General features: G+C 31.2%; 33 protein-coding genes. 1 reads left to right on the forward strand and 32 read right to left on the reverse strand.

The window, feature by feature from the left end; all coding sequences use genetic code 11:
• Positions 1 to 60: 60 nt before the first annotated feature.
• Positions 61 to 681 (forward strand): lipoyl(octanoyl) transferase LipB, encoded by a 621-nt coding sequence (lipB, locus tag ABXT45_RS03750; RefSeq protein ID WP_415312811.1) that lies wholly within the window; start codon positions 61 to 63, stop codon positions 679 to 681.
• Here lipB and ABXT45_RS03755 read toward each other — a convergent pair.
• The 32 genes from ABXT45_RS03755 to rpoB all read right to left on the reverse strand — a co-directional run bounded on the left by ABXT45_RS03755 (position 662) and on the right by rpoB (position 26,014).
• A complete protein-coding gene (locus tag ABXT45_RS03755; RefSeq protein ID WP_415312812.1) occupies positions 662 to 1,576 on the reverse strand; it encodes an RluA family pseudouridine synthase in 915 nt (304 codons plus the stop codon). The two genes, lipB and ABXT45_RS03755, sit on opposite strands and share 20 nt — an antisense overlap.
• A gap of 24 nt (positions 1,577 to 1,600) precedes the next feature.
• Positions 1,601 to 2,038 (reverse strand): 50S ribosomal protein L17, encoded by a 438-nt coding sequence (gene rplQ / locus ABXT45_RS03760; RefSeq protein WP_415312813.1) that lies wholly within the window; start codon positions 2,036 to 2,038, stop codon positions 1,601 to 1,603.
• Positions 2,038 to 3,066 (reverse strand): DNA-directed RNA polymerase subunit alpha, encoded by a 1,029-nt coding sequence (locus tag ABXT45_RS03765; RefSeq protein ID WP_415312814.1) that lies wholly within the window; start codon positions 3,064 to 3,066, stop codon positions 2,038 to 2,040. The genes rplQ and ABXT45_RS03765 overlap by 1 nt, the downstream gene beginning before the upstream one ends.
• A 3-nt stretch (positions 3,067 to 3,069) precedes the next feature.
• Positions 3,070 to 3,522, reverse strand: coding sequence for a 30S ribosomal protein S11 (rpsK, locus tag ABXT45_RS03770; RefSeq protein WP_415312815.1), 453 nt, complete (start codon positions 3,520 to 3,522; stop codon positions 3,070 to 3,072).
• Between the two features lie 7 nt (positions 3,523 to 3,529).
• The gene (gene rpsM, locus ABXT45_RS03775) at positions 3,530 to 3,913 is read right to left on the reverse strand and encodes a 30S ribosomal protein S13 (RefSeq protein ID WP_415277693.1); all 384 of its coding nucleotides are present in this window, start codon (positions 3,911 to 3,913) and stop codon (positions 3,530 to 3,532) included.
• A 55-nt stretch (positions 3,914 to 3,968) separates the two neighbouring features.
• Positions 3,969 to 4,610 carry an adenylate kinase gene (locus tag ABXT45_RS03780; RefSeq protein ID WP_415312816.1) on the reverse strand — a complete coding sequence of 214 codons (642 nt, stop codon included), beginning with the start codon at positions 4,608 to 4,610 and terminating at the stop codon, positions 3,969 to 3,971.
• 4 nt (positions 4,611 to 4,614) lie between these two features.
• Positions 4,615 to 5,895, reverse strand: a complete 1,281-nt coding sequence (secY, locus tag ABXT45_RS03785; protein ID WP_415312817.1) for a preprotein translocase subunit SecY — start codon at positions 5,893 to 5,895, stop codon at positions 4,615 to 4,617.
• Between the two features lie 10 nt (positions 5,896 to 5,905).
• Entirely contained in the window at positions 5,906 to 6,367 is a 462-nt protein-coding gene (gene rplO, locus ABXT45_RS03790; RefSeq protein WP_415295749.1) for a 50S ribosomal protein L15, read from the reverse strand.
• Positions 6,367 to 6,879, reverse strand: a complete 513-nt coding sequence (gene rpsE, locus ABXT45_RS03795) for a 30S ribosomal protein S5 (RefSeq protein WP_415285429.1) — start codon at positions 6,877 to 6,879, stop codon at positions 6,367 to 6,369. The genes rplO and rpsE overlap by 1 nt, the downstream gene beginning before the upstream one ends.
• Positions 6,880 to 6,881: 2 nt before the next feature.
• The gene (gene rplR, locus ABXT45_RS03800) at positions 6,882 to 7,238 is read right to left on the reverse strand and encodes a 50S ribosomal protein L18 (protein WP_415289718.1); all 357 of its coding nucleotides are present in this window, start codon (positions 7,236 to 7,238) and stop codon (positions 6,882 to 6,884) included.
• Complete coding sequence (gene rplF / locus ABXT45_RS03805) at positions 7,238 to 7,777, reverse strand: 50S ribosomal protein L6 (RefSeq protein ID WP_415289719.1); 540 nt, start codon at positions 7,775 to 7,777, stop codon at positions 7,238 to 7,240. Before rplF ends, rplR begins: the two co-directional genes overlap by 1 nt.
• The gene (rpsH, locus tag ABXT45_RS03810; protein ID WP_415277699.1) at positions 7,777 to 8,172 is read right to left on the reverse strand and encodes a 30S ribosomal protein S8; all 396 of its coding nucleotides are present in this window, start codon (positions 8,170 to 8,172) and stop codon (positions 7,777 to 7,779) included. Before rpsH ends, rplF begins: the two co-directional genes overlap by 1 nt.
• Before the next feature lie 10 nt (positions 8,173 to 8,182).
• Positions 8,183 to 8,488 (reverse strand): 30S ribosomal protein S14, encoded by a 306-nt coding sequence (rpsN, locus tag ABXT45_RS03815; RefSeq protein WP_415277700.1) that lies wholly within the window; start codon positions 8,486 to 8,488, stop codon positions 8,183 to 8,185.
• A 2-nt stretch (positions 8,489 to 8,490) separates the two neighbouring features.
• Entirely contained in the window at positions 8,491 to 9,045 is a 555-nt protein-coding gene (rplE, locus tag ABXT45_RS03820; RefSeq protein ID WP_415289720.1) for a 50S ribosomal protein L5, read from the reverse strand.
• Positions 9,045 to 9,293 (reverse strand): 50S ribosomal protein L24, encoded by a 249-nt coding sequence (gene rplX, locus ABXT45_RS03825; RefSeq protein WP_415289722.1) that lies wholly within the window; start codon positions 9,291 to 9,293, stop codon positions 9,045 to 9,047. Before rplX ends, rplE begins: the two co-directional genes overlap by 1 nt.
• Positions 9,294 to 9,662, reverse strand: a complete 369-nt coding sequence (gene rplN / locus ABXT45_RS03830) for a 50S ribosomal protein L14 (RefSeq protein WP_271525609.1) — start codon at positions 9,660 to 9,662, stop codon at positions 9,294 to 9,296. It abuts the gene before it with no gap.
• Positions 9,659 to 9,895, reverse strand: a complete 237-nt coding sequence (rpsQ, locus tag ABXT45_RS03835) for a 30S ribosomal protein S17 (RefSeq protein WP_271492425.1) — start codon at positions 9,893 to 9,895, stop codon at positions 9,659 to 9,661. The genes rplN and rpsQ overlap by 4 nt, the downstream gene beginning before the upstream one ends.
• Entirely contained in the window at positions 9,888 to 10,079 is a 192-nt protein-coding gene (gene rpmC, locus ABXT45_RS03840; RefSeq protein ID WP_415312818.1) for a 50S ribosomal protein L29, read from the reverse strand. The genes rpsQ and rpmC overlap by 8 nt, the downstream gene beginning before the upstream one ends.
• 1 nt (position 10,080) lies before the next feature.
• Positions 10,081 to 10,491 carry a 50S ribosomal protein L16 gene (gene rplP, locus ABXT45_RS03845; RefSeq protein ID WP_271525610.1) on the reverse strand — a complete coding sequence of 137 codons (411 nt, stop codon included), beginning with the start codon at positions 10,489 to 10,491 and terminating at the stop codon, positions 10,081 to 10,083.
• 2 nt (positions 10,492 to 10,493) lie between these two features.
• Positions 10,494 to 11,174, reverse strand: a complete 681-nt coding sequence (rpsC, locus tag ABXT45_RS03850; RefSeq protein WP_415277704.1) for a 30S ribosomal protein S3 — start codon at positions 11,172 to 11,174, stop codon at positions 10,494 to 10,496.
• Entirely contained in the window at positions 11,158 to 11,556 is a 399-nt protein-coding gene (gene rplV / locus ABXT45_RS03855; protein ID WP_271492435.1) for a 50S ribosomal protein L22, read from the reverse strand. Before rplV ends, rpsC begins: the two co-directional genes overlap by 17 nt.
• A gap of 2 nt (positions 11,557 to 11,558) precedes the next feature.
• Positions 11,559 to 11,852, reverse strand: coding sequence for a 30S ribosomal protein S19 (gene rpsS / locus ABXT45_RS03860; RefSeq protein WP_271492437.1), 294 nt, complete (start codon positions 11,850 to 11,852; stop codon positions 11,559 to 11,561).
• The gene (rplB, locus tag ABXT45_RS03865; protein ID WP_415271253.1) at positions 11,852 to 12,697 is read right to left on the reverse strand and encodes a 50S ribosomal protein L2; all 846 of its coding nucleotides are present in this window, start codon (positions 12,695 to 12,697) and stop codon (positions 11,852 to 11,854) included. The genes rpsS and rplB overlap by 1 nt, the downstream gene beginning before the upstream one ends.
• 3 nt (positions 12,698 to 12,700) lie before the next feature.
• Entirely contained in the window at positions 12,701 to 12,994 is a 294-nt protein-coding gene (rplW, locus tag ABXT45_RS03870; RefSeq protein ID WP_415312819.1) for a 50S ribosomal protein L23, read from the reverse strand.
• A gap of 1 nt (position 12,995) precedes the next feature.
• Entirely contained in the window at positions 12,996 to 13,619 is a 624-nt protein-coding gene (gene rplD, locus ABXT45_RS03875) for a 50S ribosomal protein L4 (protein ID WP_415312820.1), read from the reverse strand.
• Entirely contained in the window at positions 13,619 to 14,329 is a 711-nt protein-coding gene (rplC, locus tag ABXT45_RS03880; RefSeq protein WP_415289725.1) for a 50S ribosomal protein L3, read from the reverse strand. The genes rplD and rplC overlap by 1 nt, the downstream gene beginning before the upstream one ends.
• Positions 14,330 to 14,331: 2 nt before the next feature.
• Complete coding sequence (rpsJ, locus tag ABXT45_RS03885; protein ID WP_415277707.1) at positions 14,332 to 14,640, reverse strand: 30S ribosomal protein S10; 309 nt, start codon at positions 14,638 to 14,640, stop codon at positions 14,332 to 14,334.
• 5 nt (positions 14,641 to 14,645) lie between these two features.
• A complete protein-coding gene (gene fusA, locus ABXT45_RS03890) occupies positions 14,646 to 16,724 on the reverse strand; it encodes an elongation factor G (protein ID WP_415312821.1) in 2,079 nt (692 codons plus the stop codon).
• A 6-nt stretch (positions 16,725 to 16,730) separates the two neighbouring features.
• Positions 16,731 to 17,201: a 30S ribosomal protein S7 gene (gene rpsG / locus ABXT45_RS03895; RefSeq protein ID WP_415289728.1), complete on the reverse strand. Its 471-nt coding sequence runs from the start codon at positions 17,199 to 17,201 to the stop codon at positions 16,731 to 16,733.
• Positions 17,202 to 17,203: 2 nt separating this feature from the next.
• A complete protein-coding gene (gene rpsL / locus ABXT45_RS03900) occupies positions 17,204 to 17,575 on the reverse strand; it encodes a 30S ribosomal protein S12 (RefSeq protein WP_415277709.1) in 372 nt (123 codons plus the stop codon).
• A 175-nt stretch (positions 17,576 to 17,750) separates the two neighbouring features.
• The gene (rpoC, locus tag ABXT45_RS03905; RefSeq protein WP_415312822.1) at positions 17,751 to 21,920 is read right to left on the reverse strand and encodes a DNA-directed RNA polymerase subunit beta'; all 4,170 of its coding nucleotides are present in this window, start codon (positions 21,918 to 21,920) and stop codon (positions 17,751 to 17,753) included.
• 2 nt (positions 21,921 to 21,922) lie between these two features.
• Positions 21,923 to 26,014 (reverse strand): DNA-directed RNA polymerase subunit beta, encoded by a 4,092-nt coding sequence (gene rpoB / locus ABXT45_RS03910; RefSeq protein WP_415312823.1) that lies wholly within the window; start codon positions 26,012 to 26,014, stop codon positions 21,923 to 21,925.
• Positions 26,015 to 26,065: the final 51 nt, after the last annotated feature.

Consider the following 26,065-nt stretch of genomic DNA (forward strand, 5'->3'; position numbering starts at 1 on the left):
AATTTACCTATAAATCAATTTTGCACTAATAGTGCATAATAAGAATAATACAATTTATAAATGAATATTGAGATTAAAAAGTCAATAAAACCAATAAAATACGAGGATGCAATAAAATTCCTTGAAGAAAGGTTGTTAGAGATAAACAGTGGTCAAAAAGAGGATTTAATATGGATATTAGAACATGAAGAGGTTTATTCAGCCGGTACTAGTTATAAAGAAAAAGAAATTATTAATAAAGATATAAATCTAATAAAAACAAATCGTGGAGGAAAAATTACCTATCATGGTCCAGGTCAAATGATTTGTTATTTTGTTATAGATTTAAGAAAAAGAAAAAAGGATATTAGGAAATTTATAACTTTAATTGAAGAGACAATTATTGATAGCTTATCAAAATTTAACATTAAAACATTTGGTGATCCAAAAAATATTGGTATTTGGACTGACCATAAAGGTGAAATTAACAAAGTTGCAGCAATAGGAGTAAGGGTAAGTAAATGGATAGCTTATCATGGATTTGCAATAAATATTAATAACGATCTTTCAAAATATAAAAATATTATTCCATGTGGTATTTCAGATAAAGGTGTAACTAATCTTAAAGAAATTAAAGATCAAGACTATAAAAATTTAGAAAAAATTATTATCGATACGTTTTCTAAGAATTTGGAAATGTAAGCCTTTTTGTCTTCAAAAGTTTTTTAAAATAATCTGGTAAAAGAGCTGTGTAGGTAAACTTTTTATCCTTAATCATGAATTTAATTTGATAAGAATGAAGCATTAAATTCTTATTAATAGCTTTATCTGTATTGCTAAATTTATATTTTTGATCACCATAAATTGGTGAACCTACTGCATATAATTGTTTTCTAAGCTGATGTTTTCTTCCAGTGATTGGCTTCATTTCAACAAGACTACAAATTGAATTTTTGTCCAAAACTTTATATGTAGTTCTGGCTTTTTCTACTATTTCTTTATCATTATCGTATCTTGTAAGATCATCATTCCATTCACCAACATCTTTTTGTAATTCACCATGACAAATAGCTAAATAAGTTTTGTGAACTTTTCTTAATCTAAATAGTGATGTTAATAATTGAGCAGCTTCCCTGTGCTTTGCCATAATAAAAACACCAGACGTATCTTTGTCAAGCCTATGAACAGAAAAGGGTTTCGTATCTTGAAAAATCTCACTCCTTGCAAAAATATCAACAAGGTTCTTTTTTGATTTTGTTCCACCTTGAACAGAAATACCTGAGCTTTTATTTAGAACAATAAAATCTTCATTATTATCAATTATTAAATCTTCATTTTCTTTAATGACTTCTTCAGATGGTACAAATTTAATTGTTTTTTGAACAATTGTTTCTTTAAAATCAAAGTTAAATAAATCAATAACATCTCCTGTTTTTACTTTTTGAGAGCTTTTTATTTTTTTATTATTGATCTTAACTTTTCCACTTTTCAAACTTTTTTCAATTAAGCCTTGTGGGTAATTCCCTAGATTATTACGTATCCACCTATCAATACGCATATCATTAAACGTTGAATCAACGTTAAAAGACTTTTTCATGATGATATATTATTATATAGAAAATTAAGCAGTAGCTATTTTTTTCTCTTCTGTTTTATCTTTTGCTGGGTCTTTTTTCTTTCTATCGACTCTTTTAGCTTCAACATCTCTATCTACAAATTCAATTACAGCCATAGGTGCATTATCTCCATATCTAAATCCAGCTTTAATAATTCTAGTGTACCCACCATTTCTTTTTTCGTATCTTTTAGAAAGGGTTTTTGTAACTTTACGAGCTGAAGTAATGTCTTGCAATTTAGTCATCAGCATCTTTGTTGTTAGTAACGTTTCTTTTTTACCCAGTGTAATAATCTTATCTGCTTGAGGTTTTAAGAATTTAGCTTTTGGAAGCGTTGTAGTTATCTGCTCATATTTTATTAAAGAATTAAGCATATTCTTCAATAAAGCTTTTCTATGTTCAGAAGTTCTATTTAACTTCTTATTAGCCATTCCGTGTCTCATTAGATTTGCTCCTCTAACTTTTTAGACATTTCAGCTATATTTTCTGGTGGCCAGTTTGGTATTTCCATACCCAAGTATAAAGACATACCAGTTAAAACTTCTTTTATTTCATTAAGTGATTTTCTTCCAAAGTTAGGTGTTCTAAGCATTTCACCTTCTGACTTTTGAACTAAATCTCCAATGTAAATGATATTATCATTTTTAAGACAATTCATAGAACGCACAGATAATTCAAGCTCATCAACTTTTCTTAATAAATTCTTATTGAATTCAGGCTCAGATGAAACTTCTTTTATTGGTGCTTCAACAGGTTCGTCAAAATTAACAAACATATTTAGCTGATCTTGGAAAATTCTAGCAGAATAAGCAACGGCATCTTCTGCAGAAATTGATCCGTTAGTTTCAACTTCCATAATTAATTTATCGTAATCTAAAGCTTTTCCTTCCCTTGCGGTGCTTATAGAGTAAGAAACCTTCTTAACTGGGCTATATAAAGAATCTATAGCAATTAAACCTAAAGGTGGCTCTTCTGGCTTATTCATCACTGCTGGTACGTATCCCTTACCTGTTCCAACATTCATCTCCATGTGGAAATGTGTATTTTCATCCAAATTACAAATAACTAAATCAGGATTTAAAATTTCAATATCAGTAACTGGCACTATGTCAGAAGCTTTGATTTCTCCAGGACCTTTAGCATCTAAAATAAGTTTTTTAGTACCATCTGAAGAACTTTTTAGAGCTAACGATTTAACATTTAAAACTATGTCAGTAACATCTTCTCTAACACCTTTGATGGATGTAAATTCGTGTAAAACACCATCAATTTGAATTGAAGTAACAGCAGCACCTCTTATTGATGAAAGTAAAATTCTTCTTAAAGAATTACCTAAAGTTAATCCATAACCTTTTTCTAAAGGCTCTGCGATAATTTTTGCATGTGATTTGTCATCACTAATTTTAACATCTAATTGAGCTGGTTTAATCAATGCTTTCCAATTTTTAGCATTTACATTTAAACTTTCCATTTATTAAACTCTCCTTTTCTTTGGTGGTCTTACGCCGTTATGTGGCATTGGTGTAGTATCTTTTATAGAAAGAATCTTAAATCCTTTCGCTTGTAAAGCTCTCAAGGCAGTTTCTCTTCCTGAACCAGGTCCTTTAACTTGCACAGTCAGTGTTTTCATTCCAAACTCTAGGGCCTTAGAAGCAGCAGAGTCTGCAGCAATTTGTGCAGCATAAGGTGTTGATTTTCTTGAACCCTTAAAACCTTTTTGTCCAGCAGATGCCCAAGAAATTACATTCCCATTAGTATCTGCAATTGAGATTATTGTATTATTAAAAGTAGACTGTACATAAGCAATACCATTAAGAATATTTTTTTTAATTTTTTTTTTTTTTGAATAAGAGCTTTTCTTAGATTTTTTATCAACTTTTTTTTCTATAACAGCGTCTTTATTCTCAACTTTATCTACTTTAGCCATAAATTAATTATTTTTTAAGTGGTGTTAATTTTTTACCAGCAATTGCAATTGCTTTACCTTTTCTAGTTCTTGCATTACATCTTGTTCTTTGTCCTCTAACAGGAAGTTTTTTTCTATGTCTAGATCCTCTATAGCATGCAAGATCAATTAATCTTTTAATAGTTAAAGAATAATCTCTTCTAAGATCACCTTCTACTTTAAAGTTTGCATCAATATATTCTCTAATTTTTAAAATATCTTCATCTGTAAGTTCGTTGATTCTTTTTGCTTTTGGGATTTCTAAAGAAGTACAAATTTGGTTAGAAAATTTATCACCTATCCCATAGATGTACGTTAGTCCTATGAAGACGAGTTTATTTTGTGGAATGTTTACACCTGCTATACGAGCCATATTTCTGAGAATAAATTTAGCCTTTTATATAAGAAGATGTTCTAAAGTCAATGTCTTAAACCTTAAGAATTTCATTAATTTTATTGGTTATTTGGTCAATTTCACCTGCTCCATCGATTTCGGTGAATTTTAAATTTTTTGAATAGAAGTCTAATACTGGTTTTGTAGAGGACATGTAAGTGTCATATCTAGAGATAACAACATCAAGATCATCGTCTTTTCTTTTTTTTAAATATTCGACACCACATGGATGGAGCTCTATTTGTTCTTTATTGAAATATTCATTTAATGTCATATTACATTTTTCACAGGTCATTCTACCCATAATACGTTTTTCTATGACGTCTCTTGAGACATTTAAGAATATAGTGTGCCCTATTGTTTGTTTGAACTCCTTTAATATGACATCCAAATTAACAGCTTGTTCAACATTTCTTGGATATCCATCAAAAATAATTCTGTCTCTATATTTTAAATTAGTCAGAGATTGTCTCAATAAAGTATTTACTATTTCATCTGAAACAAATTTGCCGTTAGATATTAATTTTTCTATATCAACTCCAAGATCCGTTTTAGACTTAACCTCATCTCTTAATAAATTTCCTGTTGATAGTTGGAAATAATTATGTTTTTTAACAATAGATTGAGCTTGAGTCCCCTTACCTGCTCCTGGAGGACCAAAAAGAATTATATTCACTTAGTTATTTTCCGAATTTTGTTTTTTTAACTAATTGCTCATATTGAGAGCTCATCAATCTAGTTTGGATTTGTGTAACAGTATCAATTGCAACTACAACAACAATTAAAATAGAAGTTCCACCTAAGTAAAAAGGTATTGGATAATTAGCAATTAAAAATTCTGGCATTAAACAAACTATTGTTAAATACAGAGCTCCAATTGTTGTTAGTTTTGTTACAATTTTATCAATATACAAAGCAGTGTTTTCACCCGGTCTAATCCCAGGAACAAAGCCACCATATTTTCTTAAATTATCAGCAGTCTCAGTTGGATTAAATGTTATCGATGTATAGAAAAAAGTAAAAAATATTATTCCAGAAGCATAAAGCAACATGTAAAGAGGTTGCCCCTGTGTAAAGTATGAACTTATGTTCAAGAATGTATCATTGTCTGAGAAACTAAAATTAGAAAAAGTTACAGGTAATAATAATAAAGCTGATGCAAAAATTGCTGGAATAACACCGGCTTGGTTAATTTTTAAAGGTAAGTGAGAAGACTCACCTCCATACATCTTATTTCCCATTTGTCTTTTAGGATAGTTTATTAAAATTTTTCTTAATGCTCTTTCCATAAATACAATGAACATTATTGTTGCAATTAATAATACAAAAATTCCAATAATCATAATTGTAGAAACTGCACCAGTTCTACCCAGTTCAAATGTAGTAACTAAAGCACGTGGAATTTCAGCAACAATACCAGCAAAAATAATCAATGAAATACCATTACCAATACCTCTTTGTGTTATTTGTTCACCAAGCCACATTAAAAACATTGTACCAGCAACAATGGTTGAGACTGCTGTTATGGTAAAAAATGACCCTGGATTAATAACTAAGTCAGGAGAAGACTGTAAACCTATAGACAATCCATAACCCTGAACAGTAGCAAGAACAACTGTTCCATATCTTGTGATCTGAGTGATTTTTGCTCTTCCAGTTTCACCCTGTGCCTTTAAATTTTTAAAATAATCAGATACACCAGTTAACAACTGAACTATAATTGATGATGAAATATAAGGCATAATCCCAAGTGCAAATATAGCCATTCTACTCACAGCTCCACCTGAAAAGACGTTAAACATCCCAAGTAATCCTTTTTGATTACCACTCATCATTGTTTGTAATTGTTCAGGATCGATACCTGGAATTGGCACAAAAGTACCAAATCTATAAACAGCTAGGATAAATATTGTAAAAAGTATTCGATTTTTAAGATCATTAGTTTGAGAAGATGAGCTCATAATATCTTAATTATTTTTTTAATTGTATTGTGCCACCAGCTTTTTCTAATTTAACTACAGCAGCTTTTGATATTAGATCAGCTTCAATACTAACTTTATCTTTGATATCTCCAGTGCCTAATATTTTTAATTTTTGGGAATTCTTATTAATTAATTTTAATTTTATAAGTAAAGCCATGTTTATTACATCGCTTGAATTAATAGTCTTTTCATCGATATATGATTGAATTTTCTCTAAATTCATTATTGCTATAACAGCTTGGTATCTCTTAATAGCATTAAAGCCTCTTTTAGGTAATCTTCTATATAAAGGCATTTGACCACCTTCAAAAGCTTTGATAGCAACTCCAGATCTAGATTTTTGACCTTTAACACCTCTTCCAGAAGTTTTTCCTTTTCCAGAACCGATACCTCTACCAACTCTCATCTTTTTTTTGTATAAAACTTTTCCAGTAGTATTTAATGTAGTCATTATCCTCTTTTTTCAATTACATCAGAAATTTTTTTATTTCTAATAGTTGCAATATGTTTTGGTGAATTCTGTTTTGAAAGAGCCTTCATTGTAGCTCTTATCATGTTATGAGGGTTTGATGTTCCCATTGATTTAGCAACTATATCTTTAATTCCTAAAACCTCACAAACTGCTCTCACAGGGCCCCCAGCAATAATACCAGTTCCCTTTGGGGCAGATCTTAAAATAATCTTGCCAGCACCGTCTTTTCCATAAACATCATGGTGTATAGTTCTACCCTCTCTTAAAGGTATATGAATTAGTTTTCTTCTAGCAGTTTCATTAGCTTTTTTAATTGCATCTGGAACTTGTTTAGCCTTAGCATGAGCTATACCAATTTTACCTGCTTGATTTCCCACAACAACTAGTGCTGAAAAGCCAAATCTACGTCCACCTTTAACAACTTTTGTAATTCTGTTGATGTGAACTAGTTTTTCTAAAATTCCATCGTCAATTTTTTTCTTAAAGTCCATAATTAAAATTCCATTCCATTTTTACGTAATGTTTCAGCAAATGCTTTAACTCTACCATGATATTTATAAACACCTCTATCAAAATAAATCTTAGTTATTTTTTTTTCAACAGCTTTTTTTGCTAATTTTTCAGCAACAATTTTAGAAATATCCGTTTTATTAACTTTGCTCATAGCTTTAATATCTTTTTCAATTGAAGAGGAAGAAACTAGAGTGATATTTTTTACATCATCAATTATTTGAGCAGATATATTTTTTGAAGATCTTGAAATACTTAATCTTAATCTATCAGGAGGAGAAACCTTTTTTACTTTATTGGTTACTCTGAACTTTTTTCTTTCAATTGCATTTAATTTCATTATTTTTTCTTTCCTTCTTTTCTTAATATATACTGTCCTTTTTCTCTAATCCCTTTACCTTTATATGGTTCAGGTTTTCTAAAAGATTTAATCACAGAACAAACCATACCAACTTGTTGTTTGTCTGATCCACTAACTTTAACAGTTGTTTGTTTTTCAACAACGATCTTAATACCCTCTGGTATATCAAAATTTATATCATGACTATAACCAAGCTGTAGATTTAATTGTTTTTCTTTTAGCGCAGCTCTATAACCAACACCAACTAACTCTAATATTTTTTCATATCCAGTACTAGAACCAATAACAGCATTATTTATTAAACTTCTATTCATTCCCCATAGTCTTTTTGAATTTTGGTCAACTTTTTTTGGTTTGATTGATATTTCTTTTCCTTCGGTAATATCAACATTAAACATTTCTAAATCAACATTAAGAGATTTTTTCCCTAATGGTCCTTCAATATTAAGTACACTACCGGATAGCACTGCTTTAACTTTTTCAGGAATAGAAATACTTATTTTACCAATTTTAGACATTAAAATACCTTACAAATTATTTCGCCACCAACTTTTTGCTTTCTAGCATCAACATCTGTCATCACACCTTTTGGAGTAGAAACAATTGCCACACCAAGCCCACCATTAATTTTCGGTAAACTGTCAGCACTTGAAAAAATTCTTCTTCCTGGCTTTGATACTCTTTCAAATGTACTAATAACTGGATTTCCTGAATAATATTTTAGATCTATAGATAAAACTGGTTTTTTATCTTCAGTATCAATTTTATATTCTTTAATAAAACCTTCATTTTTTAATATATCTGCAATTTTTACTTTAAAGTTAGAAGAAGGCAGTGTAACTTTTTTGTGATTTCTCACTAAAGCATTTTTTATTCTTGCGATCATATCCCCAATTGGGTCACTTAAACTCATATATTCCTTTCTACCAGCTCGCCTTCGTCATACCTGGAATTAATCCATGCAATCCTAAGTCTCTTAAGGCTATTCTTGATATTTTTAATTTTCTGTAAACACCATGTGGTCTTCCAGTAATTTGACACCTATTCATCACTCTATTTTTTGCTGAATTTCTAGGTAAATTAGATAATTTTTGTTGTGCTTTAAACCTTTCTTCAAGAGAAATTTTCTTATCCATAATAATTTTTTTTAAAGCTGATCTTTTTTTAAACAATCTATCTGAAAGTTTAATCCTTTTATCATTTTTTTGAACTGCACTTACTTTAGCCATTTTTAATTATCTCCTTTTTTAATAAATGGAAAATTTAATTTTTCCAAAAGTGCAAAACTGTGATCTTTGTTCATAGCAGCAATTACAACCACCACATCAAGACCTCTAATTTTGTCTATTCTGTCAAAATTAACTTCAGGAAAAATAATATGCTCTTTGATTCCAAAAGTGTAATTACCAAATTTATCAAAACCTTTAGGTGATAGGCCTCTGAAATCTTTAATTCTAGGTAGCGCAATGTTAACTAATCTATCAATAAATTCATACATCTTGTTACCTCTTAAAGTAACTTTTAGACCTGCATTGGTACCTTTTCTTGTTTTAAAATTGGCAACAGATTTCTTAAATTTTGTAACTGTAGGTTTTTGTCCTGTAATTTTTCCCAGATCCTCTTCAGTAGATTTCATAATCTTAGCGTCAGCACCATCTAAACCTAAGCCCATATTAATTACAACTTTAAGTACTTTTGGTCCCTGAAAGGTATTTTTAAATCCTAACTGCTCCTTAAGCGCAGGTTGAATTTCTTTATAATAAAGCTCTTTTAATCTTGGTGTCATTATTTTTTAGCCTCAGTTTTTTTTATTTTTTCTTTTGCATCAATAAGTGCAAGGTTTGAAATATGAATAAAACTTTCTTTAGAAATAATTCCACCTTTTTTTTCTTTTGTAGTCTTTACATGCTTTTTCACAATATTAATCCCTTGAACTTTTGCCCTGTTGTTCGGTCTGTCTATTTCAATAACTTCACCTTCTTTTTTTTTATCTCTTCCAGTTAATACTTTTACTTTAGAACCTTTTTTAATCATTTATAATACCTCTGGGGCTAATGAAATTATTTTCATTTGACCTCTACTTCTTAATTCTCTTGTAACAGGTCCAAAAATTCTAGTTCCAACTGGTTCACCTTTATCATCAACCAACACTGCTGCATTGTTATCAAATTTAACTTTTGAACCATCATCTCTATGAATTCCATATTTAACACGAACCACAACAGCTTTGTGGACAGAACCTTTTTTTACTTTACCTTTTGGTATCGCTTCTTTTACAGCAACAACGATTGTGTCACCAATGCTAGCATATCTACGTTTTGATCCACCTAGTACTTTAATACATTCAATTCTTTTTGCACCAGTATTGTCTGCAACTAACATTTCAGTTTGTACCTGTATCATTTAGAACCATCCATTACTTGAAATTTTTTATTTTTTGAAAACGGTTTACATTCAATAATCGAAACCTTATCTCCAGTTTTAAACTTATTATTTTCATCATGCGCATTATACTTTTTTTGAACTTTAACAACTTTTTTTAGCACAGGATGTGAATATTTTCTCTCTACTGCTACAGTAATAGTTTTATTAGGCTTATCACTAGTGACTACTCCAGTTAGTATTTTTTTAGGCATTTAATTTTCCTTTTAGTATAGTTTTTAACCTTGCTATCGTTTTTTTTGTTTGTCCAATTTTGGATGGATCTTTAATTTCAGAATTAATTCTTTGAAATCTAAAATTAAATAAATCTTTTTTCAATTTATCTATATTTTTTATAACTTCGTCTTTAGATAATTTTTTTATTTCTTGTATTTTCATATTATGCAAATCTTTTTATAAACTTAGTTTTAATAGGTAATTTAGCTGATGCTTTATAAAGAGCTTCTTTAGCAATTGCTTCAGAAACACCGTCAATTTCAAATAAAATTCTACCCGGTTTAACTCTACATGCCCAATATTCAGGAGCACCCTTACCTTTACCCATTCTTACTTCAACAGGTTTTTTTGAAACTGGAATATTTGGAAAAATTCTTGTCCAAACACGTCCTTGTCTTTTCATATGTCTGGTTAAAGCGACCCTAGCAGCTTCAATTTGTTTACCAATAATTCTTTCAGGAGCCATAGCTTTTAAAGCAAAAGATCCATAATTAATCTTTGCAGCACGTGTAGCTGTGCCATGAATTCTACCTTTATGAGCTTTTCTATATTTTGTCCTTACCGGCTGTAACATAATTACTCTTTAACCTCTTTAGGTTTAACTTTATTTGTTTCCTGGCTAAATTCTCTTGCAAAAACTTCACCTTTAAAAATCCAAACTTTAATTCCAATAATTCCAAATGTTGTTAAAGCCTCTGCTTCATCATAATCAATATCTGCTCTTAATGTGTGAGCAGGAATACTACCTTCTCTCAACCACTCTGTTCTTGCGATTTCGTTACCACCAAGTCTACCGCTTATCGCAACCTTAATTCCCTTGGCACCTAATCTCATACAAGACTGCATGGCTCTCTTCATTGCTCTTCTGTATGATATTCTTTTTACTAGTTGTTGTGCAATATTTTCGGCTACTAAAAAAGCATTAGTTTCAGGTTTTTTAACTTCTTTAATATTTAAAGATACTTCGTTGCTTGTAAATTTAGATAAATTATTTTTAATTTTATCAATATCACTACCTTTTTTACCAATAACAAACCCTGGTCTTGAAGTGTAAATTGTAACAAAACATTTATTTGAAGTTCTCTCTATCATTACTTTTGATACACCAGAGTTAACTACGTTTTTCTTGATATAGGCTCTAATTTTAAAATCTTCAATTAGATAATTTCCAAAATCTTTCTTTTTAGCATACCAAACAGAGTCCCAACCTCTATTCACACCAAGTCTAAAACCTATTGGATTAACTTTTTGTCCCATGACTCTCCATTTGTTTTGCTTCTGATAATATAATTGTAATTGTTGAATATGGTTTTAAAATTGGTGCAGCTCTACCTTTTGCTCTAGGTCTAAATCTTTTCATAACAACTTTTTTTCCACAATAAGCTTCTTTAACAATTAATTTATCAATATCATATTGATTATTATTTTCAGCATTAGCAATAGCTGATGAAACTGTTTTTCTAATCTCTCTAGTTATTCTTTTTGCAGAAAATTGTAATTCTCTAATAGCAACATCAACTTTTTTTCCAACAATTGCCTTAAGAATTGGGTTAAGTTTTCTCACACTAGATCTAATATTATTATTTACTGATCTAACTGTATCTACTTTAATTCTATTAATTTTCTTTTTCTTATTCATGGTTATTTCTTAGCTGTTGCTGGTTTTGCCTTTTTATCTGCAGGTGTGTGTCCAAAAAATGTTCTTGTTGGTGAAAACTCACCAAGTTTGTGTCCAACCATATCTTCAGAAATGGTAACGGGTATAAATTTTTTTCCATTATAAATCAAAAAACTAACACCAATAAATTCAGGAATTATAGTTGATTTTCTTGACCAAGTTTTAATTGGCATTTTTTTGGGATCTAATTTTTGTTTTTCAACTTTTTTAATCAAGCTCTCTTCAACAAAAGGACCTTTCCATACTGATCTAGCCATTATTTTTTAGTATCCTTTCTTTTATTTCTTCTTTTAACTATAAACTTATCTGTTCTTGCGTTTGTTCTTGTTTTTAATCCTTTAGCACCTTGGCCTGTCGGAGATACCGGATGTCTACCACCAGCACTCTTACCTTCACCACCACCGTGTGGGTGATCAACTGGATTCATCACTACTCCTCTTGTGTGAGGTCTTCTACCTAACCATCTTGATCTTCCAGCTTTACCAATTTTAATATTTTTTTGATCTGGATTTGACAAAACACCGATTGTTGCCATACATCTTGAATCTATTCTTCTAACTTCACCAGAGGTCATTTTAACTAATGAATAATTACCATCCAAACCACTTATAGTAACAGAAGTACCAGCAGATCTAGCTATTTTTCCACCACCACCTGGCTGTAATTCAACGTTATGCACGTTTACACCAACTGGAATGTCTCTTAACGGCATACAATTCCCAACTTTAATTTCTTTTGCAGAGCCATTTTCAACAACATCACCAACGTTAATTTTTTGAGGTGCTAAATAGTAAAAATGAGTTCCATCTTCAAACTTAATTAACATAATATAACATGATCTGTTTGGGTCATACTCGATACGCTCAACTGTACCAGGTACATCAAATTTTTTTCTATAAAAATCTACAAGCCTATACATTTTCTTATGCCCACCACCTGACATATTTCTAGAAGTGATATGACCATTGTTGTTTCTTCCACGCATTGAATTTTTAGGCTCAACAAGCATTTTAAAAGGTTTGCCCTTCCATAGACCCGTTCTATCAACAAGAACAGTTCCTCTAGTAGATTTTGTATATGGTTTGAATGTTTTTAATGCCATTATTTAAATTCCTGTTGTTAGATCGATATTTTGACCTTTTTTTAGAGTTATAATTGCCTTTTTATATCCTTGAATATTTACTTTTTTCCCTCGTTTAACAACTTTTCTATTTTGCTTATTGATTATGTTAATTTTAATAACATTTACTTTAAAAATTTTTTCAATATTTTTTTTTAAATTAGTTTTGTTAGCTTCTCTTGGAACTTTAAATACAATTTTATTTTGCTCAGAAAGATTTGTAGTTTTTTCAGTTAGCATTGGCGATAAAATTTTATCGTATAAATGTATCTTATCCATTTTAAGAATATCTCTTTTCTAGTTCTTTTATTGAACTTTCAGTAAACACAACTTTTTTAAATTTAATAATATCAAAGGCACTAAAGTGATTAACGTCGGTGACTTTAATGTTTGGTATGTTTCTCATTGATTTTTCGACTTTATCTTTTGAAATCTTATCTAGAATTATTAATGAATGAGTTAAATCAAATTTTTTGATGATTGAATGCATTTCTTTAGTTTTTTTAATTTCAGTAGCAAAATCACTGAAGATTAATAAATTATTAAGTTTATTCTTTTCAGTAATTAGTGATGCTACACTCAATTTTTTTTCACTTTTATTAAGTTTTCTTTTTTTATAAGCTAGTTGACCTTTTGGACCATGCGCTACACCACCACCAACAAATATAGGGGCTTTTCTACTCGCATGACGTGCTCCACCAGTTCCTTTTTGAGCATAAATCTTTGAAGTAGATCCAGCGATTTCATTCTGCTGTTTTGTTTTAGCGTGTCTACCTTTGTAGTTAGCATTAGTTTTGTATAAAACGTTATCTACTAATTTTTTATTTATCTTTGCTGAAAAAATTTTATCCAAAACTTCAATCGAGTCTTTTTTCCCATCTAAATTTATTTTATCAATTTTCATTATCTTTTCTTTTTATCTGGTGTTTTTTTAGCCTCTTCAGCAGCAGCAATTTTTTCTTTTATAGTAAGTTTATTAATGACTTTAACTGATTGTTTGACTAATACCTCTGAGTTCTTAGAACCTGGTATTGAGCCTTTTAAGTATAATAATTCGTTTTCTAAATCAGTTTTAATTATCTCTAAATTTAGCATGGTTCTAACTCTGTCCCCCATATGACCAGCCATTTTTTTCCCTTTAAAAACTTTACCAGGATCTTGTCTTTGACCTGTTGAGCCATGAGATCTATGTGAAACAGAAACACCGTGTGTAGCTCTTAAACCACCAAAGTTATGTCTTTTCATCGCTCCAGCAAAACCTTTTCCAATAGTTTTTGAGGTAGTATCAACAAATTTAACTTCATTAAAAATTTCTAAACCAAATTCATTACCTTCTTTGTATGGCTCTGTATCTTTTACTCTAAATTCTTTTAATTTTTTCTTTGCTTCAGTATTTTTTTTAGCATACATGCCCTTCATTGCTTTTGTAAGTTTTGAACTTTTAATGTTACCAAAACCTAATTGTATAGCTTTATATCCACGTTTATCTTCTTCAATCACACTAATAACTCTAGCTTTTTCCATTTTAATTACTGTGACTGGAACTAAACGACCAGTATGGTAAAACTCTCTTGTCATACCTATTTTTTTTCCAACTAAAGCTATTTCAGTCATAATTAAATCTTTATCTCCACATCAACACCAGATGCTAAATCTAGTTTCATTAAAGCCTCTACAGTTTGAGGTGTAGGTTCAATGATATCAATCAATCTTTTATGTGTTCTTGTTTCAAATTGCTCTCTACTTTTTTTATCAATGTGAGGTCCTTTTAAAACTGTATATCTTTCAATTCTAGTTGGTAGTGGTATTGGCCCTTTAACTGTGGCACCCGTTCTCTTAACAGTGTTTACAATTTCTTCGGTAGAGGCGTCTAAGATCTTATTGTCGTAAGCTCTTAATTTAATTCTAATGTTTTGTTTTTCCATAATATTTATCCAGCAATCTTTTTAGTTACTTCATCCTGCACGTTTTGTGGGACTTTGGAGTAATGATCAAAGAACATTGAGTATTGAGCTCTTCCTTGAGACATTGATCTTAAGCTGTTTATATATCCAAACATATTCGCTAAAGGAACCATTGCAGTTATAACGGTCGCATTCCCTCTGCTTTCTTGCTCGCTTATTTGGCCTCTTCTACTATTTAAATCGCCAATAACATCACCCATGTAATCTTCAGGAGTTACAACTTCAACTCTCATTACTGGCTCTAATAATTTCAATCCACCTCTAGTACAAGCTTCTTTAAAGCAAGCTCTACCAGCAAGTTCAAATGCAAGGACACTAGAGTCAACATCATGGTGTAATCCATCTAAAATTGTAACTTTGAAATCAATCATGGGAAATCCAGCCAGAATTCCACCGTCAGATATTGTTTCAATACCTTTCTCAACACCTGGAATAAACTCTTTAGGAATTGATCCACCTTTAATTTTGCTATCAACCTCTCTACCTTTGCCTGGTTCTTGAGGTTCTACTAAAAGTTTAACTTTTGCAAACTGTCCTGCACCACCACTTTGTTTTTTGTGTGTGTATTCAAACTCGGATGCATTTTGAATAGTTTCACGGTAAGCAACCTGAGGTGCCCCAATATTTGCTTCAACATTAAATTCTCTTTTCATTCGATCAACAATAATATCTAAGTGTAATTCCCCCATACCTTTGATTATTGTTTGACCAGATTCTTCATCTGAAGTCACTCTAAATGATGGGTCTTCTTTCGCTAATCTTGCTAAAGCTTCACCCATTTTTTCTTGGTCAGCTTTTGTTTTAGGTTCTACCGCAATTTCAATTACTGGCTCAGGAAACTCCATTGGCTCAAGTAAAACTGGGTTAGTCTCATCACATAAAGTGTGACCAGTTATTGTGAATTTAAGACCAGCTAATGCAACGATATCACCAGCATTTGCCTCTTTAATATCCTCTCTAGAATTTGCATGCATTAAAAGCATTCTACCAACTCTTTCCTCTTTTTCTTTTGAAGTATTATAAACAGCAGTTCCAGTTTTAATTGTTCCAGAATAAATTCTTATAAAAGTTAATGATCCAACAAATGGATCGTTCGCAACTTTAAAAGCTAAAGCTGAAAAACCAGCTCCATCATCAAATTTCATTTCCTTAACATCTTCAGTTCCTGGTATCGTTCCATTAATTGAACCAATATCAATTGGGCTTGGTAAATAGTTAATAACAGCATCAAGTAAAGGTTGAACACCTTTGTTTTTAAATGCTGAACCAGTAGTGATTGGAACAAAACTAAAGTTTAGAGTTCCTTTTCTTATACATTTAATTAAATCTTCTTCTTTAATTTCATCACCGTTTAAATAACTTTCCATTAATTTTTCATCTTGCTCAACAGCTGTTTCAACAAGTTCAGTTCTGTATTTTTGAGAAATCTCTTTTAAATTATCTGGAATCTCTTTGTATTCCCACTCTGCACCTAAAGCCTCATTTTTCCAAACCTGGGCTTTCATTTTCACTAAATCAACAACGCCAACTAAATCTGCCTCCATACCAATTGGAACTTGTATAACTAAAGGTTTGCAACCAAGTCTATCTCTAATCATATCTACACATCTGTAAAAGTCTGCACCAGTTCTGTCTAATTTATTTACAAAACAAATTCTTGGAACTTTATATTTATCAGCTTGCCTCCATACTGTTTCTGATTGAGGCTCAACACCAGCAACACCGTCAAAAACACATACAGCACCATCTAAAACTTTTAACGATCTTTCAACTTCAATAGTAAAATCTACGTGACCAGGAGTATCAATAATATTGATTCTATGATCGTTCCAGAAACAAGTAGTTGCAGCGGAGGTAATTGTAATTCCTCTTTCTTGTTCTTGCTCCATCCAATCCATTGTTGCTGCACCATCATGAACTTCACCAATTTTGTGACTTTTTCCAGTGTAATATAAAATTCTTTCAGTAGTAGTGGTTTTACCAGCATCAATATGAGCCATAATTCCAATATTACGATATGTGTCTAATGTATTAATTCTAGCCATAATTTTTTACCACCTAAAATGAGCGAAAGCCTTATTCGACTCAGCCATTTTATGTACATCTTCTCTTTTTTTAACTGCTGATCCTTTTTTTTCATACGCATCATACAGTTCGTTAAAAATTTTATCAGACATATGTTTGTCTTTTCTTTTTCTTGAAGCGTCAACTAACCATCTAATAGCAAGTGCTTGAGCACGATTGTTTTTAACTTCAACAGGAACTTGGTACGTTGCACCACCAACTCTACGAGATCTAACTTCAACAGTAGGTTTGATATTATTTATTGCTTCATTAAAAACATTAATTGGCTCTTCTTTAGTTTTTGATTTAATTTTTTCAATTGCTTCATAAACAATTTTCTCAGCAACAACTTTTTTTCCATCATACATAATAGAATTAATTAATTTAGGAATAATAGTAGATTTAAATATTGGGTCTGGGGTGACAACTTTTTTTGGTTGTGTTTTTTTTCTAGACATAATTATTTACCTTTTTTAGTTCCATATAAAGATCTACGTTTCTTTCTACCTGCTACAGCTTGAGTATCTAAATTTCCTCTAAGAATGTGATAACGAACACCAGGTAAATCTTTAACACGACCACCTCTAATTAAAACTACTGAGTGTTCTTGAAGATTGTGACCTTCACCACCAATATAAGCTGTAACTTCAAAACCATTTGAAAGTCTGACTCTTGCAACTTTTCTTAATGCAGAATTCGGTTTTTTAGGAGTTGTTGTGTAAACTTTAAGACACACACCTCTTTTTAAAGGTTGTTTTTCAAGTGCAGGAACTTTATTTCTTGCAACTGGTCTAGTTCTTTTCTTTCTTAACAACTGGTTAATAGTTGGCATAAATTTTTTTAATTAATTAATTAATTTATTTTTGAAAGAAAATAACTGACAGGTTATTTTGTGGCAGCGTTTAGTTCCATAAAGTAGGTACTACATTCCAACCAAAAACAGCGTCAAAATACTATTAAATCTCTGATTGTCAAACTAAAACTACAAGTTAAACGTGTTTTTTTTATTAATTTGCAGGAGTTTCTGTAGCTTCTACAGGCTCAATTTTTTCTTGATCAGCTAAAAATTTATTGTCAGCTGCAATAGCATTTTCATTCCATTTGTTCTTGATGTGACCAGTTCCAGCTGGAACCAATCTACCAACAATAACATTCTCTTTTAAGCCATTTAAAGGGTCAACTTTACCTTTAATCGCAGCATCAGTTAAAACTCTTGTAGTTTCTTGGAATGAAGCAGCAGAAATAAATGACTCAGTTTGAAGTGAAGCTTTAGTAATACCCATTAAAACTCTTTCACCAGATGCAGGATTTTTTCCCTCAGCAACTAGTTTTTCATTTGCATTATCAAACTTAATTCTGTCAATCATTTCACCAGGTAAGTATGACGAATCACCTGACTGTTTGATCTCAACTTTTTTAAGCATTTGTCTTAATATTGTTTCAATGTGCTTGTCGTTAATTACTACACCTTGTAATCTGTAAACTTCTTGAACTTGATTAACAAAATATTCTGTTAAATCTTTAATGCCTAAAATTCTCAAAATATCATGAGGTAAAGGCTGACCATCTAATAGGTACTCACCTTTTTTAATTTTCTCACCTTGGTTAAAATTGATATGTTTACCTTTGGGTATTAAATAATTTGAAGGTTCTCCATCATCCGGTTGAATTGAAATTTTTTGTTTACCTCTAACTTCTTTACCAAATAACACTTGTCCATCATTCTCAGCAATAATTGCACTATCTTTTGCTTTTCTAGCTTCAAATAATTCAGCTACACGAGGCAATCCTCCAGTAATATCTTTTGTTTTAGTTGTTTCTTTTGGAAGTCTTGCGATTATATCACCAGCAAATATTTTTTGACCATCTTTAACAGAAAGAATTGAATCAGGAACTAAATAGTATCTTGCTTCATTGTCATCTGCTTTTTTAATAACATTACCCTTCTCATCTCTTAAGGTAATTCTTGGTTTTAAATCTGTGTTTTTAGATTGCGCTCTCCAATCAACAACTGATTTAGAAGAAATTCCAGTAGCATCATCTGTTGTTTCTTGAATGGAAACACCATCAATCAAATCTACATACCCAGCAATACCACTTTTTTCTGCAATAACTGGAGTTGTATAAGGATCCCACTCACAAATTTTTTCATTAGCTTTTATTTTATCACCATTTTGGAAAAATAATTTTGATCCATAAGCAACTTTATAAATTGCAACTTGAACACCATTATTATCTTCAATTGATAGTTGGGTGTTTCTTCCCATAACAATTAGATTTTTCTTAGAATCTTCTAATAAATTAGTGTTAATAATTTTCAGAGTACCTGCAGATTTTGTAACAATTTCAGACTCTTGCTTAACAGAGGCGGTACCACCAACGTGGAAAGTTCTCATTGTTAACTGGGTACCCGGCTCACCAATAGATTGGGCTGAAATCATACCAATTGCTTCACCAACGTGAACCATTTTTCCTCTAGATAGATCTCTTCCATAACAAGTAGCACAAACACCAATTTTAGAGCTACAAGTCATAACTGAATAAGCTTTGATAAATTTAACACCAGCTGCATCAATTTTATCACAACCCGATTCATCAATCATAGTTTCTTTTTTAATAACCACTTCACCTGTAATAGGATTTTTTACATCAAAAGCTGTAACTCTACCAAGTGCTCTTTCTGATAAACTCACAACTACGTTTCCACCTTCTAAAATTTCTGCTAACTCAATAAAGCCTGGATTATCACACTTAATTTTAGAAATTGTAAGGTCTTGAGCTACATCACAAAGTCTTCTAGTTAAATAACCTGAGCTTGCAGTCTTTAGGGCTGTATCAGCCAAACCTTTTCTGGCTCCGTGCGTTGAATTGAAATATTCTAAAGCAGTTAAACCTTCTTTAAAGTTAGAAATAATAGGAGTTTCAATAATTTCACCAGATGGTTTTGCAATAAGACCCCTCATACCAGCCAACTGTTTCATTTGAGCAGCTGAACCCCTAGCTCCACTATCCGCCATCATAAATACTGAGTTAATCTTCATGCCATCAGGAGTACTTTCAGTAGCTGAAATACCTCTCATCATTTCACCAGCTACTTTATCGGTACATTTTGACCAAGCATCAACTACTTTGTTGTATTTCTCGCCTCTAGTAATTAAACCTTCTGAATATTGATTTTCATAATCAGCAATTAATTTTTTAGTGTCATCAATCAATTTTCCTTTGTTTGCAGGAATAACCAAATCATCTTTACCAAAAGAAATACCTGCTTTAAATGCGTGTTTGAAGCCTAAATCTTTTAAATGATCACAAAAAATAACTGTAGTTTTCTGACCACAAAACCTGAAAACACTATCAATAATTTCTGAAACGGTTTTTTTAGGAAGCAGTCTATCAATCATTGAAAAAGTAATATCTTTATTTTTTGGTAATAAATTAGCTAATAAAAATCTTCCAGCAGTTGTTGTGTGTTTTTCAACTTTTTTGTTACCTTTCTCATCAAGTGTTTCGAACCTTGAAACAATAGTAGAGTGTACTTTTATCTGACCCGTTGATAAAGCATGTTCAATTTCATCATTATTTATAAAGTAACCATCTGGCTTTTCAGTTTGAAAAGGTGCTTGAGATAAATAGTATAAACCTAAAATCATATCCTGACTCGGTACTATGATAGGTTTTCCATTTGATGGACTTAAAATATTGTTCGTCGAAAGCATCAAAATTCTAGCTTCTAGTTGAGCCTCTAAACTTAGAGGAACGTGAACAGCCATTTGGTCACCATCAAAGTCAGCATTAAAGGCTGCGCAACATAATGGGTGTAGTTCAATTGCATCTCCCTCAATTAACTTAGGTTCAAAAGCTTGAACTCCTAGTCTGTGAAGCGTTGGTGCACGGTTTAATAATACTGGGTGCTCTCTTACAATAAGTTCTAATGCATCCCAAACAGCATTAGTTTCTTTTTCTACTAATTTTTTTGCTTGTTTAATTGTGGAAGCTAATCCTAATTTATTTAATCTAGCATACAAAAATGGTTTGAATAATTCTAAAGCCATTTTCTTAGGTAAGCCACACTCGTGAAGTTTAAGGTCTGGACCTACAACAATTACAGATCTTCCTGAGTAATCAACTCTTTTTCCTAATAAGTTTTGTCTAAATCTACCTTGCTTACCTTTAAGCATCTCTGCTAAAGATTTAAGTGGACGTTTACCAGTTCCAGTAATTACTCTTCCTCTACGACCATTATCAAATAAAGCATCAACAGACTCTTGAAGCATTCTTTTTTCATTTCTAACAATAATGTCAGGAGCTTTTAGATCCATTAATCTCTTAAGACGATTATTTCTGTTTATAACTCTTCTATAAAGATCATTAAGATCAGATGTTGCAAATCTTCCACCATCTAGTGGAACTAAAGGTCTTAATTCAGGTGGTATAACTGGTATCACTGTTAAAATCATCCATTCTGGCTTTTGACCAGTTTCTATAAATGACTCGATCAGCTTGAGTCTTTTTATCGATCTTTCTTCATTAACTTTTGATTTTGTTTCTTTAATTGTATTGATTAAAAGCTTTCTTTCAAGGTCAAGATCCATTGACTTTAGAATTGATAAGATTGCTTCAGCTCCTATACCAGCTTCAAATGATTCTTCACCAAACTCATCTTGGTATTTAGCTAATTCTTCTTCGTTAAGTAATTGGTTTTTTTGAAGACCTGTTAAACCAGGCTCAATAACTATGAAGTTTTCAAAATAAAGAACTCTTTCAACTTCTTTTAACTTCATGTCAACAGCTAATGAAATTCTACTAGGTAACGATTTTAAAAACCAAATGTGTGCAACAGGAGTAGCAAGGTTTATGTGACCCATTCTCTCTCTTCTTACATTCGATTTTGTTACTTCAACGCCACATTTTTCACAGATAATTCCTCTAAACTTCATACGTTTATACTTACCACACAAACATTCGTAATCTTTTATTGGTCCAAAAATTCTAGCACAAAACAAGCCATCTTTTTCTGGTCTAAAAGTTCTATAGTTAATAGTTTCAGGTTTTTTAATTTCACCATATGTCCAAGATTTAATTTTTTCAGGGCTAGCTAAAGTAATTTTAATGCTATTAAAATTTTGAGCTTCAGAAACTTCACTATTCTTAAATAAGTCTGTTAATTCTTTTTTCATATTTAATTTAACTCTATGTTTAATGCTAATGATTTAATTTCTTTAACTAGAACATTGAACGATTCTGGTATTCCTGATTCAAAATTCTCTTCTCCTTTAACAATTGTTTCGTATACTTTAACTCTTCCAGCAACGTCGTCTGACTTAACTGTTAAAATTTCCTGTAATGTATACGAGGCTCCATAAGCTTCGAGTGCCCATACTTCCATTTCACCAAATCTTTGTCCACCTAACTGAGCTTTACCACCCAAAGGTTGCTGGGTTACAAGACTATAAGGTCCAGTAGATCTTGCATGAATTTTATCTTCAACAAGGTGATGAAGTTTTAACATATAGATAATTCCAACAGTTACTGGTCTATCAAACATTTCACCTGTTCTGCCATCCCATAAATTAGTTTGACCAGAAGTAGGTAATTTAGCTAACTCAAGCATTTCAGATACATCTTTTTCTTTAGCTCCATCAAATACTGGAGTTGAAATCGCTATACCATTTTGTAGATTTTCACATAAATCTGCAAATTCAGTCTTGTTTAATTTGTCAATACCTCCGTCAAAAACTTCTTTTCCATAAACTGATGTTAAAAAAGATGAAATTTTTTGAGTTTTTTCAAATTTTTTATTATTTTCATTTACTAATCTTTTAACTTCTTCACCAAATTCTTTGCAGGCCCATCCAAGGTGTGTTTCTAAGATTTGACCTACGTTCATACGACTTGGAACCCCAAGTGGATTTAATACAATATCAACTGGTCTCCCATCTTCTCTATAAGGCATATCTTCGACAGGTACAATTTTACTAACTACACCCTTGTTTCCATGTCTACCTGACATCTTGTCACCAGGTCTTAATCTTCTTTTAATCGCAACAAAAACTTTTACCATCTTCATCACACTTGGTAATAAATCATCACCACTTCTAATTTTTAAAACCTTATCTTCAAATCTTTCTTGAATATCTTGTTTTGCTTGATTGTATTGATCTTTTAATTGGGCAATACTTGCTTCATCACTAACATTACCTACTGTTATTTTGAATACATCATTAATACTAATTCTGTTAATTGTCTCAAGATCAAGTTTGGTACCTTCATCTAAATCTTTAATTTTTTTAGTTAAAGAAGCTCCAGAAAAAATCTGGTTAGCTCTTTGTTTTATACTTCTTTCTAAAATTTCTTCCTCTACAATTTTATCTTGTTGAACAATTTCAATTTCTGCTCTTTCAATTGTTATAGATCTTTCATCTTTTTCAATACCATGTCTATTAAATACTCTAACATCAACAATTGTTCCACTGCTTCCTCTAGACATTTTTAAAGATGTATCAGTTACATCAATTGCTTTTTCACCGAAAATTGATCTTAATAATTTTTCTTCAGGTCCTGATGCTGAATCACCTTTTGGTGTAACTTTACCAACTAATATATCTCCAGCTTTTACTTCAGCACCAATGTAAACAATCCCAGATTCATCAAGGTTTTTTAGGGCCTCTTCATTTACGTTTGGAATATCTCTAGTGATTTCTTCTTCACCTAACTTTGTATCTCTAGCCATAACTTCATATTCAACGATATGAACTGATGTAAATACATCGTCAGTGACACATCTTTCTGAAATCAGAATAGAGTCTTCAAAATTGTAACCTTGCCAAGGCATAAATGCTACAGTCACATTTTTTCCAAGTGCTAATTCACCTAGCTTAGTAGATGGTCCGTCAGCAATAATATCACCTGATTTAACTTTATCACCTACTCTAACAAGTGGTTTTTGGTTAATGCATGTATTTTGGTTTGATCTTTTAAATTTTTGCAAATTATAAATATCTACACCTGATTTTGTGAAATCTGTTTCTTCAGTCGCTTTAATTACAATTCTTTTTCCGTCAATTTTATCAACAGTACCATCACGATTAGCAACAATAGTAACACCTGAGTCGAGAGCTACATCACTTTCAATACCAGTACCAACTAATGGTGATTCTGGTTTCAATAGAGGAACTGCTTGTCTCATCATGTTGGATCCCATTAGAGCTCTGTTTGCATCATCGTTTTCTAAGAAAGGAATTAATGATGCTGCTACAGAAACCAACTGTTTAGGTGAAACATCAATATAATCAATTTTCTCAGGTTTTGACAAAACAAAGTTTAAGTTTTCTCTGCAAGGAACAAGTTCTTCTAAAATTTTTCCACTTTTATCAAGTTTGGCGTTAGCTTGTGCGATTGTAAATTTTGTCTCTTCCATCGCTGATAGATATTCAACTTTATCTTGAACTACACCATTCTCTACTTTTTTATATGGGCTTTCAATAAAACCATATTTATTAATCTTAGCATAGGTAGATAAACTATTAATCAAACCAATATTTGGTCCTTCAGGTGTTTCGATTGGACAAATTCTTCCATAGTGAGTTGGGTGAACATCACGAACATCAAATCCAGCTCTTTCTCTTGTTAGACCACCTGGTCCTAAAGCTGAAACTCTTCTTTTGTGTGTAATTTCAGATAGTGGATTTGTTTGATCCATAAATTGAGAAAGTTGTGAACTTACAAAGAAATCTTTAAGGGAAACCGTTAATGGTTTTGCATTAATTAAATCTTGTGGCATTGCTGACTCAATATCAAGAGTTGTCATTTTTTCTTTAATAGCTCTTTCCATTCTATAAACACCAATACGTGCTTGGTTTTCAACAAGTTCACCAACAGATCTTACTCTTCTGTTACCTAAATGATCAATGTCATCAACCTCATCTTTACCATCTCTTAAATCTAACATTTTATGAACAATGGCAATTATGTCGTCGTTTCTTAAAATTGTAATTTTATCAGAACACTCAAGACTTAATCTTGAATTCATTTTAACTCTACCCACATCAGAAAGGTCATACCTATCTGAACTAAAGAATAAGTTGTTGAATATTTGTGTGGCAATCTCAACTGTTGGTGGTTCGCCCGGTCTTAAAACTTTGTAAATTTCAGTAATTGCATCATTTTTAGAATTATTTTTATCATTTAATATTGTTGATAATAAATAAGGCCCTTTATTGATAGAATTTGTAATTGAAATCTCAATTGAGTTTATGCTAGCTTCTAAAATTTGCTTGATAATAGTGTCATTTAGCTCAGTACCAATTCCAAAGATTCCCTCTTCTTCATCGTCGCTAACTTTAACTTCATTATGTAAATATTTTCCAATTAAAGATTCTTGAGATACCAAAATATCTTTAAGTCCATCTGTAGCTAGTTTTTTTGCACTTAAAAAATTAATTTTATCACCAAGCTTAATTATAACGTTTCCAGTTTTAGCATCAGTAACTTCTTCAGAAAAATTTTTAGCTTTATAGTTTTCAGGATTAAATTTAGTCTTCCATTTGCCTGTTTTTGCATCAAATGAGTAAGTGTCTTTATCATAAAACTCATCAGCTATTTCAGATTTAGTTAAACCTAAGGCCATCAAGAGAGTTGAAGCAAATATTTTTTTCTTTCTATCTATCTTGAAATATAAGAAATCTTTAACATCATATTCTAAATCTAACCAAGATCCTCTATTAGGAATGACTCTACAATTAAATAATAATTTACCACTTGCGTGTGATTTACCTTTGTCATGATCAAAGAAAACTCCAGGACTTCTGTGCATTTGGTTTACAACAACTCTTTGAACACCATTTGTTATAAAAGTTCCACTATCAGTCATCATAGGTACTTCACCCATATAAACTTCTTGTTCTTTAGCAGATAAAATATCTTTTGTATTATTCTCTTGATCTATTTCATAAACAACTAATCTTAAAGTACACTTTAATGCTGAAGTAAAAGATAATCCTCTTTGGATACATTCCTCAGTGTCAAATTTTGGTTTTTCTAATCTGTATGTAACATATTCAAGTGTTGCTTTATCGTTAAGATCTTCAATTGGAAAAATACTTTTGAACACTCTATCAAAACCTTTTGATAAATCACCAGCTTCAGGATCAAAATCAGTTAATTGTTTATAAGAGTTTTTTTGAACTTCAATTAAGTTAGGAATAGATAAAGTTTCAGCCAATTTACCGAAACTTTTTCTTACATTTTTCTTTTGAGTAAAAGATAATTGCATTTATTACTAATCACTGGTTAATAAATTAACCAGTTATAAAATCTTTCTAAT

It is taken from the genome of Candidatus Pelagibacter sp. Uisw_106, from assembly GCF_047724975.1.
Lineage (GTDB): Bacteria > Pseudomonadota > Alphaproteobacteria > Pelagibacterales > Pelagibacteraceae > Pelagibacter.